Source organism: Lysinibacillus sp. FSL M8-0337 (assembly GCF_038593855.1).
GTDB classification, from domain to species: Bacteria; Bacillota; Bacilli; order Bacillales_A; family Planococcaceae; genus Lysinibacillus; species Lysinibacillus sphaericus_D.
In genome coordinates this window covers 2,619,212-2,632,366 of record NZ_CP151996.1, presented here as the reverse complement: position 1 = coordinate 2,632,366, position 13,155 = coordinate 2,619,212, and the positions used below count along the sequence as shown (strand labels likewise).

Genomic DNA, 13,155 nt, shown 5'->3' with positions numbered 1-13,155 from the left:
AACTGCCACGACATAGCTTATTGAAATTAAATGGATAGGATTTTTCGTATACAATAGTAGTGAAAGAGGAGGGGGGAGTAAAGGATGGATAGTTATTATGCTGTTATTTTCACATCACAACGGACGGATAACGACAACGAAGGATATGCCAAAATGGCGGATGCCATTGAAGCATTAGCAAAACAGCAGTCAGGTTTTCTTCGTGTGGCAAGTACAAGAAATGCCGAGGGGCAGGGGATTACTGTATCGTATTGGGAATCGTTAGAGGCGATTCAACAGTGGAAAAACAATGCACAACATGTTGTAGCACAACAATTAGGTAAAGAAAAATGGTACAGTCATTATCATGTAGAAATATGCCAAGTTATGCGTGCCTATTCTTTTTAAGAAACTAGCATTTAGTCTTCAACGATAGCACAAATAAAAAAATCCGCTGTGCCCGTAAAAGGCTCTACACGGATTTTTTTGCTTTTAATAACTACTAGCCCTGTTCCAGTATGACTAGTTTCGCGTAACTGTAATATCATGTTCACCAAACACTTTATAGGCACGATGGTCGATGGCACCAGCAACGGCTTCAAATGGTATAGCTCGACGAATGCCAGCAGTAACAAACTTTTTAGCTTGCATAACAGCCTCTTCAACACTTAGATCTTGTGCTAATCCAGCAGTAATCGCTGCAGAATATGAACAACCCGCACCATTTGTATGAATAGTATCAATACGTGGGGCTTCCAATGTTACCATGCGTACGCCATCATATAATACATCCGTTGCGGGACCATCGAGACGACCACCTTTTACGAGTACAAATTGCGTGCCAAGCTTATGTAAATCACGGGCTGCATCCTGTAAATCAGTTGCAGATGTAAGTTTCTTACCACCGAGCAAATATTCTGCTTCAGGCATATTAGGGGTCATAATTGTTGCATGTGGTAATAGTTTATCCTTTAAAGAAGACATGGCACCTTCTTCCATTAATGCAGTTCCTACTTTACCGAACATAACAGGGTCAATTACGACATGTTTGACCTGAACAGTAGAGAGCCAGTCTGACACAAGCTCAATGATATCTTTGGTGAATAGCATCCCTGTTTTTAAAGCATCGATGCCAATTTGCGTCGCAATTGTATGGAGCTGTGCCTCAATAACGTCTAATGATTGCGTAAAAACGCCTTGATTAGTTCGAGGATGTGTTGCTACAAAGGCCGTAATGGCAGAAGTGCCGTACACGCCTAGTTCTTGGAAAGTTTTTAAATCTGCTTGAATACCAGCTCCGCCACGTGCGGCAGAACCAGCGATTGTCAGTGTTTTTTTCATATTTAGTGTACTCCTCATCTTATACGTTAAAGCTAGGTGACGATGTCTTAATCATATTTCTATATTACTTTATTGTAATAATAATTGACGTTATTTTGAAATAGCCAGAAAGTAGAGTTTTTATAATGTCAGTTTAAACATGAGGCTGCAAATTAAAACATGTATGCCAACGGTCATTAGGAAGAACATACATGTTTTAATGTCGCTATGCAATCAAAGGGATTACGTTAATTTTTGTAGATGGCGTTTCACAGGAATATTGCCAAGTTTACGCCAGATGGTTTCAATGGGACCTTGTTTATATTTTCGTAACCATAAAGTAGAAAATCCAATCATAAACAACGTAATGCCTAGCCAAGATGCGTGGATTAATGGTTGACTATAATGGTTGGATAGGCCGAGTCCCCAATTATAGAACAAAAAGGATGCGATGATATTTTGCGCGATATAGCATGTAAGTGCCATTTTGCCAACATTACTAATATAATGTTGGGCTTTAACGAACTTTTGATGGCGGGCGATTAAAAAGACAAGACCGAGATAACCCAGTGATAAAACAGGGGCAAAAACATAGCGGTCTAAAACGACAAATTGAGTACTAAAAAACGATAGAGCATTTAATGGGATACCAATACCTAATCCAATCCATAGTAGGCGATTTTGCAGTCGAATGCCGTGTTCATCCATTTTCAATAAACCTTTTCTAACGAGGAAGACACCAAGTAAAAATAAGAAAACATTCATTGGTAAAATCATAATCGCTTCTGAGCGTAAAACCCAAAAATGTTCTAGCCGGTACACAACTTGCTCCCACCATGAAAACCCAGATATCTCAAGCAATTGATTCTCCTGACGAACTAGTGCTGCTTGTTCAGCGATACTACTACGATTAGCACTTAGATTGGCATATGGATTGTTTGGAAACAATGTTCGTGCAAGTTGAGTCGTCATAATTTTGTCCATAAGAAAACCTTCTACGACTTGGTGAAAAAGGTGAATACTAGCTGCAACAAACATACAAATTTTCATGACTCGCTCTGAGCGTTGAATAATAAATGCAACGAGGATACCTGTTAGGGAATAACTCATTAATACATCAAATTCAAAAACAAATATAAAATGAAGAACCCCATCTAAAAAAAGCAATATCATAGACCATAGGTACAGTTTAAACCAAGGGAGCCCTCTATTTTGGAAACTAGCATATTTCAATTGCATGCCAATGCCGAACATAATCGTTAATAAGCCAAGAAATTTCCCGTTCGTCAAATAATCTGAAAACTTAGATATATATGAGCCAATCCTTGAAATATCAGTTTCATCTAAATCGACTGAATAGCCGGCTGATCCAAAAATCCAAATATTCGTTCCCAGTGTGCCAATTATGGCTAGTCCTCTCGCAACATCCAATAATTTTATTCTTTCCATCAAAACACCTCTCAAAAATGTTTATATAGAACGAAATGATAACGATTTTCATTTAGTTCTCATAAGTAATAAACGCCAAGATGGAAGAAAGGTTTCGTGAAAATAAGCATTTTTCTATGTTGAAGTAGCATAAATAAGATTTTATTAGTATAGAAAATAGGCTCAAAAAGAGAAGGGAAAATATTTATTGATTTTATTACTAGGGAAAATGTTTGGGAATTTAAGCTTGTAGAGGAGGCAATTTTATAGAATGCGCAAACTAGTACATAGCAAAAAAAGAAGTGTTAGATTGAACTTAATCAATCTAACACTCTTTGGCTATGCCGTGGTTGTCCAACGTTTTTAAAACATTTGTGGTAATAACTCATCTATAAAGTGTCGATTTTTACGCAGCCAAATTTTTAAAATGATGCGATGCGTTAAAAGCTGATGTCTTTTGTTGGGCCTGTTTTTTGCTTCTAGTAAACTCTTGAGTAATATGCATGTTTCGCTAGCGTAATTATTAGGTTCTACTAGTACATCAAGCTTATAATCTATTAAGTGCGCTGCTTGCACCTTTGCGAGTAATTTGGCAAATAGAGTCGTCATTTCTTGGTAAGCTTCATCAAGTTCTAAGTCAATTAATGTATATAATGTATGTTCAATTTCAGCCTCTAAAGTTTGAAGCTGCTCGATTGTGGGTTGTGTCAAAAAATCACCTCTAATGTTTTAAGGACGCCCTGCATAAGGGAAAGCCCTAGTGCTGCAAAGAGCAATCCGACAATTACTGTACTACAAACATAACGGAACGCTAGATGCCATTGTTTCTTTTCGATTAGTTGCAATGTTTCAAACCCAAATGTTGAAAACGTTGTATAAGCACCTAAAAAGCCAATTCCTAAGAAATGCCATAGCGCATCACTTAGATGTGCACCAACTAACAAACCGAGTACAAAGGAACCTGTTATGTTGATGACAAAGGTAGCCCAAGGATATGTACTAACAATCCATTTACCTAAGTAAAACCTTGCTAATGCACCTAAAAATCCGCCTATTCCAACTAATATCATTGCATCCGCCTCCTTGCAAGTAGAGCACCTAGCCAAGCGCATACTAGACCACCGAACACACTCATCAAACAATAGGCGAGTGCTTGTCCCCATTTACTATTTTCCAACAGTAAAAGTGTCTCTACAGAAAAGGTCGAGAAGGTAGTAAAGGCTCCTAAAAAGCCTGTACCAATGCCGAGTACAAGGGGCGTGCGGTTAGTAAAGGTGGTGAAAAGGAAGGCTAAACAAAAACAGCCAACTAAATTAATGCAAAGTGTTGAAAATGGAAAGACCGCCGTATTTGCAGCTAGCATACTAATATAATAGCGGGAAATAGCGCCTAAACATCCTCCTAAGCCAATTGCAACAAATATTTTCAATGTCAAAGACTCCTTTATTTTTTAGACCGAGTATACATAATAAGATTCACCGCATGCCTTTATATTGTATCAAGCACAAAAGCAGGATGGTAGTTTTTTAAAGTTTGTTATAATAAAAGCTATTTTCTTGCGAATAAAGCAATTCACTACTTTAAAGCGTTAATTATTTCCTGTAATATATAAAAAATAACAGTTTGAATGTTGACAATTATTTCAATTATATGATAATCTTCAATAACACTATAACAAACCAAACAAAGGAGGGCATGACAATGATGATTTTATCCGTACGATACAAAAGCACAGCTGCATACATTGTCCATGTCTAACATTGTTATTTTTTATGCAATGAAAGGTATGGGTACACCTTACCTTTTATAAGAGACGCATGCTCTTTTCAGGGGATGCGTCTTTTTTATTGCAAAAAAAGGTGATAGTGAACAGAAAAAGGAGTGTATGTGTATGCAAAACATCACAAGGAAATTAATTTTCAATAAGGAATTGCTAGATAGTGGGTAGCGAAGATGTAAAGCATTTAGGAAAGAAGGTATTGATGGATGTTTGATGTATTAAGTAAACTAAGTTGGTTTTTCAAGCAATATTGGAAGCAATATACAATAGCGATTGTACTCTTAATCATTGCGAGTGGATTAGAGGTTATTCCACCGTATTTACTAGGGTCTATTATTGATATTTTAACTGCAGGCACAATGACAACAGCTATTTTAACGAAATATTTGTTGATTTTTGTAGCTATTATAGTTGGTGGTTATGTCTTGAATTTTGTATGGCAATTTCGATTATTTGAAGGTGCCATTAATTTAGAGAAAATGTTACGTCGCAATTTAATGCAACATTTTTTACGTATGACACCGACATTTTATGAAAAAAATCGCACAGGTGATTTAATGGCACGAGCTACCAATGATTTAAACGCCGTGTCACTAACTGCGGGCTTTGGAATCATGACACTGATAGACTCGACGATATATATGGGCTGTATTATTTTTGCAATGGGTTATATGATTTCGTGGAAGTTAACGTTTTTTGCCATGTTGCCAGTGCCTATTATGGCTATTCTTATTCAGTATTTAGGGAAAATTGTGCATGAACGATATATGAAAGCGCAGGACGCCTTTGGGGAATTAAACGATAGTGTCCTTGAGTCAGTAGCAGGCGTTCGAGTTGTACGGGCGTATGTGCAAGAAAAAAAGGACGAAGCAAACTTTGCGGCAATGAGTGAGGTCGTTTATGAAAAAAATATGCATACGGCAAAAATCAACGCTTTATTTGGACCCATTACGAAAGTAGGGACAGGGATTAGTTATGTTGTGGCACTTGGCTACGGTGCGCATTTAGTATCGACTGAGGCGATGTCGTTAGGGCAACTTGTAACATTTACTGTCTATTTAGGATTAGCGGTTTGGCCAATTTTTGCGATTGGGGAACTTATTAATGTGATGCAGCAAGGAAATGCCTCATTAGACCGTGTACAGGAAACGTTACGCTATGAAGCGGATGTACAAAATAGTGCAACACCGCAAGCTGTAGCAACACCAAATGCTATCGGGTTCAACGATTTATCTTTCCAGTATCCAATGAGCCATGTGAAAAACTTGGAGCGTATTTCATTGTCGCTAAAAAAAGGTCAAACACTTGGCATTGTTGGAAAGACAGGTGCAGGGAAAACAACCTTCTTACGACAGCTGCTACGTGAGTATCCAATTGGAGAAGGTCAGTTGTCCATTGATGGCATTGATATTACAGCTCAAACAAAAGAGCAGTTACTCGATTGGATCGGCTATGTGCCGCAGGATCATGTATTATTCTCCCGTACAATTCGAGAAAATATTTTATTTGGAAAAGAAGATGCTACAGAAGAAGAGCTGAAACAAGCGATCCATGCAGCATATTTTGAAAAAGATTTAGCCCATCTCCCAATGGGGCTTGAAACACTTGTTGGAGAAAAAGGGGTATCACTTTCTGGAGGTCAAAAGCAACGTGTATCAATTGCGCGGGCACTTATTAAAGACCCTGAAATTTTAATCCTTGATGATTCACTTTCAGCTGTAGACGCTAAAACGGAAGCTAAAATCATCGAAAATATTCAGCGTGAACGACAGGATCGAACGACGATTATTACAACCCATCGATTATCAGGAATTCAACATGCCGATATGATAATTGTGCTTGATGAAGGACAAATAGTAGAACAGGGAACACATGAACAGCTCCTTTCACAACAAGGCTGGTATAAAGAACAATTCGACCGTCAGCAGCTAGAAGGGGGTGCCTCATGAGTACGAGTCAACGCTTAACACGTTATGCAATGTATTTTAAAAAACCAATATTTTTAGGGTTATTTTTCTTAACAATTGCTGTTTTTACCGAACTTGTAGGACCGTTTATTGCAAAACACATCATTGATAATTATATGACGATCGGTCAAATAGAGATTAAACCGATTACGTGGTTGTTACTATTGTATTTAATTTTGGCGATTGCTACAGCCGTTTTACGTTACTTTATGTATATTTATTTACAAATGGGCGCAAATCGTGTTGTTCAAAAATTACGTAAAGATGTTTTTGAGCATATCCAAACGTTACCAATCCAATATTTTGATAACTTACCAGCAGGGAAAATTGTTGCGCGTGTAACCAATGATACCGAGGCAGTACGCAATTTATATGTGCAGGTACTATCAAATTTTGTGACAAGTTTAATTTCAATAATCGGTGTTTATGTAGCACTATTTATTTTAAATTGGCAAATGGCATTATTGGCTTTAGTCATGGTGCCGGTTATTTATGTATGGATGATTTTATATCGTAAATTTGCTTCGAAATACAATGATGTTATTCGCACAAAGATTGCCGATATCAATGCAATGATTAATGAATCCATTCAAGGTATGACAATTATTCAAGCATTCCGACGTGAGCAACAAATGACGAAGGAATTTGATGATATGAATAATGAACACTATGCCTATGAACGTAAACTATTAGTGCTCGATTCGGCGACTTCATTTAACTTAGTGAATACGTTAAGGCTTTTAATGTTTACGATTTTTATTTTCTATTTTGGGACCCAATCGATGACGACAACGCAAATAATTTCAGCAGGGACTTTATATGCTTTTGTCGATTACTTAACAAAACTCTTCAATCCAATCACCAATATTGTAAATCAATTTTCGCAGCTTGAACGCTCGCTGATTGCAGGGAAGCGCGTGTTTGAGGTGTTAGATATAGATGGAGAGCCCGTATCTGAAGTAAGTCTACCAAGATATAAAGGAAATGTAGTGTTTGAGGATGTTTCCTTTGCCTACAAAAACGATGACTATGTTTTGAAAAACTTATCATTTGAAGCACATCAAGGAGAAACAATTGCACTTGTAGGTCATACAGGCTCTGGAAAAAGTTCGATTATGAATTTATTATTCCGCTTCTATGACCCATCTAAAGGCAAGATTTCGATTGATGGTATTGATATCACAACGGTTGCTCGTCAATCTATGCGTGAGCATATGGGGATTGTTTTACAGGACCCTTATTTATTTACCGGAACGATTGCGTCCAATGTGAGCTTAAATAATCCGAAAATCTCTCGACAAAAAGTGGAAGATTCTTTAAGAGCCGTTGGAGGGGATCGCGTGCTTGCAAACTTGCCAAATGGCTATGATGAACCAGTGATTGAAAAGGGAAGTACATTATCTTCTGGTCAGCGACAATTAATTTCTTTTGCACGTGCATTAGCCTTTGATCCAGCCATTTTAATCTTAGATGAAGCAACTTCAAATATAGACACTGAGACAGAAGAAATTATTCAACATGCAATGGATGTACTGAAAAAAGGGCGCACAACATTCATTATTGCCCACCGTCTGTCAACAATCAAAAATGCGGATCGAATACTTGTCTTAGATCGTGGAAATATTGTGGAGCGTGGTACCCACGATGAGCTATTAGCACATGGTGGAATTTATGAAAAAATGTATCAAATGCAAGCGAACTCTTTGCAGTAATAAGCGCCATTCCTAAATGCGTGGCATATTTTGTATAAAATATAGAACCCCACTTTGTTGAATGGGGCTCTACAAATCGAAAGGCATCAAGAAGTTCGTTCTTGATGCCTTTGCTTTATCTTGTGTAGAGTAAAAACGCCCTCTAGTTTATTCGGTACTTTTCACATTTTGTAAGACATTGACAAAGAATAATAATATAGAAAGTGCAACGGCAATTCCACCGCCAGATACGAACAGTTCAAATAACCAATGAGGCACATCTAAGTAAACCATCATCATCCCAACTAACAGAAACGGTAAACCGATATTGTAAAGCCAAAACTGTGCCTTGGCGAGCCCTGTTTCTGCAGCATCCTTAAAATGACAATAAACGAGCCCTATGAATCCCGTAGTTAGCCAACCAACGACACCAATATGTGCATGTGTCGTCTTCCATTGAAGTTGAAATGCATAATGCATAAACAGTCCAAAAGCGATTGTAAGTATTAAATAGAAGATCGATATTTTAATCCATTTTGCGCCCATCGAAACCAACTCCTACTTTGAAAGCGATTTTAGCTAGCTACTACAGTCTATTCATGTCGGAAAAAAAGATGTCTGTCCACTTCAGAAGAAGTTAGAATAGTTGTTGAATTGAAAAAATAAGCGCTTTTACTTAAAATAAAAAATAATTAGAGAATATTTTGCCAAATGGAGGATCTATGAAAAAGAAAATTATTATACTGATGATGCTTTTAACCATGTGTTGTTACCCATTGCTATTTGTTGAACAAGCACAGGCAAATGAGCAAACGATGACGAATAAAATCAATACAATCATCGCTAAAAACTGGAAAAACAATGAATATAGTATTACGGTGCGAGAAATGGAAAAAGGAGACGTTCTTTATAGTAAGCATGGGGAAAAAATGATACGTCCCGCATCCACTCATAAATTGCTTGTTAGTGCTGCGGCATTAGATTTACTCGGCTCTGATTATCGTTTTGAAACGAAGGCTTATGTGGATGGTCCCATTGAAAATGGTGTATTACAAGGAAATATTTATTTACAAGGTGGGGGCGATCCAACATTATTACCTGTCCATTTAGAAACATTCGCCAATGGGCTGAAAAAGTTAGGAATCACAAAAATTACAGGTGCATTGATTGCTGATGATTCGTGGTTTGATGACGATCGATTAGCCAAAGGAATAGTCCCACAAGAAGAGGCATTCTCTTATGCATCACGTATTTCTGCTCTAACGCTCTCACCGAATGACCAATATGATGTCGGCAATGTCCATGTAAAAGTAACTGGCACTAAAATTGGACAAGCAGCCAAAATACAGCTTTTACCATATGCAAGCACAATCCCCATTGTCAACAAAACAAAAACTGTGAAAAAGGGTGAGAAATCGACCGTCAAAATCACAAGAGAACATGGAACAGATCGTATTGTTGTAACAGGCAATTTACCAGCAGGTACAGAAAAAAATACATATGTCACTGTTTATAATCCAACGATGTTTACGCTTGATGTATTACGAGAAAAATTAGTAGCAAAAGGTATTCAAAAAATGCCTCTTACCGAAGGGAAAGTACCAGAAAATGCACAGCGAGTTGGCATTACTTACTCCATGCCATTAAAGGATATTAATTTTCGATTTTTAAAGTTAAGCATTAACGGCATGGGAGAAATGCTAACTAAGCAATTGGGAAGGGAGCTTCTTGGAGAAGGAAGTTGGTCGGCAGGCATTGAAGCCATTCGCACCTATGGTATAGATAGTGGATTAAATATGGACCAATGGTACTTTGAAGATGGCTCAGGCTTAAATCATCAAAACCGCGTAAGTAGTATGCAGGAAAGCTTATTACTATTTAAAGTTCGACAAAAACCTTGGTACTTCTCGTATTTGGATGCTTTACCACATGCGGGGCGAAAAGGAAAGCTGGTTGGGGCGACATTAGAAAACCGCTTGAAAGGTTATAGTGTCTCAGCTAAAACGGGCTACATAAGTGGTACCTATGCATTAAGTGGCTATGTCAAAGGGAAAAGCGGCAAGTGGTATATTTTTAGTATTTTAACGCAAGGCAATAAAGGTTCAGCAATTGCTACGATTGATGAAATTGTCAAGCAAATTGCCATTGAAATGTAAAGGGTTTCAAAAGAGTGAGCAATCTAGTTTAATTATGAATAATTTAATGTTAAACTATTTGATGATTAATGAAAAGGAGCTGTTTACTCATGGGCAAATTACAAGACAAGGTAGTAATTATTACTGGCGGTGCTGGCGGTATCGGTAGTGGTATGGCAAAAGCAATGGTAAAAGAAGGAGCAATCGTAACGATTGTAGATTTAAATGAAGAAACAGGGAAAGCAATGGAAAAAGAATTGCAAAAAATTTCTCCAAAATCAATGTTTTTACAGGCAAATTTAATGGATCGTGCTAATTTGCATAAAATAATCGATACAGTTGTTGAAAAATACGGTAAACTAGATGTATTAGTTAATAATGCACATGCTTCAAAACAAGCAACGATTGAAGATACAACGCAGGCTGATTTAGATTTATCATTTGATACTGGTTTCTATCCAACATTTTATTTAATGCAAGCAGCATTACCGCACTTAAAAGAAACAAAAGGGAATATTATTAACTTTGCTTCTGGTGCTGGAATTGCTGGTCATGAAACACAAGGTGCGTATGCTGCAGCAAAAGAAGCAATCCGCGGCATTTCTCGTGTAGCGGCAAATGAATGGGGACGTTTCGGTATTAATGTAAACTTAATTAGTCCAATTGCAAATTCACCAGGTGTACAAGCATGGGCAAAAGCACAACCAGAATATTACGAAGCTGTTAAAAATAAAATCCCAATGGGTCGCTTTGGTGATGTAGAAGATGACATCGGCCGTGTAGCAGTATTTTTAGCATCAGAGGATTCACAGTATATCACAGGTCAAACACTTATGGTTGACGGTGGTTCAATCATGCTTCACTAATTTTCTCGGTTATTGTTCGAGGAGGATTTTTTTGACACAGACAAGTATTTTTAAACTCATTCATATGATTGATCAGATGAATAATGCTAATATTATACGTTTTACGAAAGGTTTTCCTTATCCGTTAGGCATTTCACCGATTTTAGTTTTAAGTGAACTAAAAATTAAAGGCCCGCAAAGACAAGCAGAATTAGCGGAAACGATTGGTTATACGAAAGGTGCTATGACAAGCATTGCTGAAAAATTAGTAAAACTGGGCTTAGCAGAAAGACTATATGATGAGGCTGATAGACGTACGATTCGTTTACAGATTACGGATAAAGGTGTAGACGCATTGATAAAAGCACAAGAAGTTGGAAAAGATGTATTTATTCAGCTTTTTGAAGTATTGAATGATGAAGAGATTGCACAATATTTGTCCATTCAAGAAAAGTTAGTGCAAGGAATACACGACAGAAATAATCAATAAGCAAGTTGCGTTTTACAGTAGCTTGGAGAAATACCTTGAGCGTTATTAGTGCTCAAGGTATTTTTCTTTTTTTATAGTAAAGATTGCGTTAATGATGGTCCAAAATGTATATCAAACCGAAAGGCTTATGCTAGAAAACGATTAAGCGTGTGAGATGGTTTTCTTGGCGTATAAATGATATGTATACATACAATATAGAAGCGTGAATCTTTAAAATAAACGTAAAATCGACAAAAAAACTTTATAATTGAAGGAAAATTTGCTATTCTATACGGTACAAAAGGGATTTTTACATACATAAAGAAATGTTTTCTTACTGTAGGGAAATGATAGAAGGTAGGTTAAAAAGTAACAAGATAAAACAGCGGCATTTACAAACAGGATTGCCCATTTTACATATTAACGAATATAAAGACGCATATTTAGTAAATACTAGTGTACGTCTTTTTTTCGTCCAATATGCATATAAATAGACCAGATAAACTTTTTTCCAACCTAAAACGTCAAAAAGAGGGGCAAATTTTTTAAAAAGCTAGAGAGGACTTAAGTATGGAAAAAAACATGAAACGAATGAAAGAAAAGAAAAAAAAGAGTAAGAAGAAAATATGGCTTTGGATAGTAGGTAGCCTATTAACGATTTTTTTAATCTTTATAGGTACAGCTTATTATACTATTCAGAAAACGATGAATAAAATAAATACACCTTTAGTTGAAGCGACAGACATTACTGAAGAAGCGCCAAAAACAATGAAGAAAAAAGAACCGTTTTCTGTGCTGTTACTCGGTGTTGATGAACGAAGCAACGATAGTGGCCGCTCAGACACAATGATTGTCATTACGGTCAATCCTGAAAAACAAACGATGAAAATGTTAAGCATTCCAAGAGATACACGTACCGAAATCATCGGTCATGACACAGTAGATAAGATTAACCATGCTTATGCTTTTGGAGGCGTACCAATGGCAATGGATACAGTTGAAAATTTGTTAGATATTCCACTCGATTATTATGTATTTATTAATATGGAAGGGTTTCTACAAATTATAGATACGCTTGGTGGTGTTACGATTCAAAATGATATGGATTTAACCTATGATTCATACCATTTTCCTAAGGGAGAATTATCTTTAAATGGCGATGAAGCACTTATTTTTTCACGTATACGTTACGAAGATCCACGAGGGGACTTTGGTCGTCAAATTCGTCAACGTCAAATTATTGAAGCGGTAATGAAAAAAGCTTCTACACCTTCCGTGATTTTAAAGGCTAGTGATATGCTCGATGTTGTCGGAGACAATGTCCGCATGAATTTTACAGTGAAAGATTTAATCCAGCTACAAAGTATATATAAGAAAATGGATAGTAGTATAGAGCAGTTATCATTTGAAGCAGAAGGAGGGAAAATGATTGATCGTATTTGGTATTATGTACCAGATGAAACAGAGCTTCAACAAATACAAACAGAGTTAAAAACCCATTTAGAATAACGCACGATCATTTGGCTACAATAGTTGTAAAA

At 36.9% G+C, this 13,155-nt stretch carries 13 protein-coding genes; 7 read left to right on the top strand and 6 right to left on the bottom strand.

Features of this window, described 5'->3' with window-relative positions:
- The first annotated feature begins 84 nt into the window (after positions 1-84).
- Complete coding sequence (locus MKY08_RS12565) at positions 85-387, top strand: antibiotic biosynthesis monooxygenase (protein WP_069513218.1); 303 nt, start codon at positions 85-87, stop codon at positions 385-387.
- Between the two features lie 114 nt (positions 388-501).
- Here the strand turns inward: MKY08_RS12565 and thiD are convergent, their stop codons facing one another.
- The 5 genes from thiD to crcB (MKY08_RS12540) all read right to left on the bottom strand — a co-directional run bounded on the left by thiD (position 502) and on the right by crcB (MKY08_RS12540) (position 4,156).
- Complete coding sequence (thiD, locus tag MKY08_RS12560) at positions 502-1,320, bottom strand: bifunctional hydroxymethylpyrimidine kinase/phosphomethylpyrimidine kinase (RefSeq protein WP_069513219.1); 819 nt, start codon at positions 1,318-1,320, stop codon at positions 502-504.
- Between the two features lie 222 nt (positions 1,321-1,542).
- Positions 1,543-2,748, bottom strand: coding sequence for a DUF418 domain-containing protein (locus MKY08_RS12555; protein ID WP_069513220.1), 1,206 nt, complete (start codon positions 2,746-2,748; stop codon positions 1,543-1,545).
- 342 nt (positions 2,749-3,090) lie between these two features.
- Positions 3,091-3,438 (bottom strand): hypothetical protein, encoded by a 348-nt coding sequence (locus MKY08_RS12550; RefSeq protein WP_069513221.1) that lies wholly within the window; start codon positions 3,436-3,438, stop codon positions 3,091-3,093.
- Positions 3,435-3,797 (bottom strand): fluoride efflux transporter CrcB, encoded by a 363-nt coding sequence (gene crcB, locus MKY08_RS12545; protein WP_024361010.1) that lies wholly within the window; start codon positions 3,795-3,797, stop codon positions 3,435-3,437. The genes MKY08_RS12550 and crcB (MKY08_RS12545) overlap by 4 nt, the downstream gene beginning before the upstream one ends.
- On the bottom strand, positions 3,794-4,156 hold the full coding sequence (gene crcB, locus MKY08_RS12540; RefSeq protein WP_069513222.1) for a fluoride efflux transporter CrcB: 363 nt from the start codon (positions 4,154-4,156) through the stop codon (positions 3,794-3,796). Before crcB (MKY08_RS12540) ends, crcB (MKY08_RS12545) begins: the two co-directional genes overlap by 4 nt.
- Positions 4,157-4,713: 557 nt before the next feature.
- Between crcB (MKY08_RS12540) and MKY08_RS12535 the strand changes: the two genes are divergently transcribed.
- Together MKY08_RS12535 and MKY08_RS12530 are read left to right on the top strand one after the other, a co-directional pair.
- Positions 4,714-6,456, top strand: coding sequence for an ABC transporter ATP-binding protein (locus MKY08_RS12535; RefSeq protein ID WP_069513223.1), 1,743 nt, complete (start codon positions 4,714-4,716; stop codon positions 6,454-6,456).
- Entirely contained in the window at positions 6,453-8,186 is a 1,734-nt protein-coding gene (locus MKY08_RS12530; RefSeq protein WP_069513224.1) for an ABC transporter ATP-binding protein, read from the top strand. The genes MKY08_RS12535 and MKY08_RS12530 overlap by 4 nt, the downstream gene beginning before the upstream one ends.
- 147 nt (positions 8,187-8,333) lie before the next feature.
- Here the strand turns inward: MKY08_RS12530 and MKY08_RS12525 are convergent, their stop codons facing one another.
- Positions 8,334-8,711 (bottom strand): hypothetical protein, encoded by a 378-nt coding sequence (locus tag MKY08_RS12525; protein ID WP_069513225.1) that lies wholly within the window; start codon positions 8,709-8,711, stop codon positions 8,334-8,336.
- Between the two features lie 176 nt (positions 8,712-8,887).
- Between MKY08_RS12525 and dacB the strand changes: the two genes are divergently transcribed.
- The 4 genes from dacB to MKY08_RS12505 all read left to right on the top strand — a co-directional run bounded on the left by dacB (position 8,888) and on the right by MKY08_RS12505 (position 13,123).
- Positions 8,888-10,321, top strand: coding sequence for a D-alanyl-D-alanine carboxypeptidase/D-alanyl-D-alanine-endopeptidase (gene dacB, locus MKY08_RS12520; RefSeq protein ID WP_069513226.1), 1,434 nt, complete (start codon positions 8,888-8,890; stop codon positions 10,319-10,321).
- An 89-nt stretch (positions 10,322-10,410) separates the two neighbouring features.
- The gene (locus MKY08_RS12515; protein ID WP_024360998.1) at positions 10,411-11,166 is read left to right on the top strand and encodes an SDR family oxidoreductase; all 756 of its coding nucleotides are present in this window, start codon (positions 10,411-10,413) and stop codon (positions 11,164-11,166) included.
- A 31-nt stretch (positions 11,167-11,197) separates the two neighbouring features.
- A complete protein-coding gene (locus MKY08_RS12510) occupies positions 11,198-11,635 on the top strand; it encodes a MarR family transcriptional regulator (protein WP_069513227.1) in 438 nt (145 codons plus the stop codon).
- A 549-nt stretch (positions 11,636-12,184) separates the two neighbouring features.
- Positions 12,185-13,123 carry an LCP family protein gene (locus MKY08_RS12505; protein WP_024360996.1) on the top strand — a complete coding sequence of 313 codons (939 nt, stop codon included), beginning with the start codon at positions 12,185-12,187 and terminating at the stop codon, positions 13,121-13,123.
- The last annotated feature ends 32 nt before the right edge of the window (positions 13,124-13,155 follow it).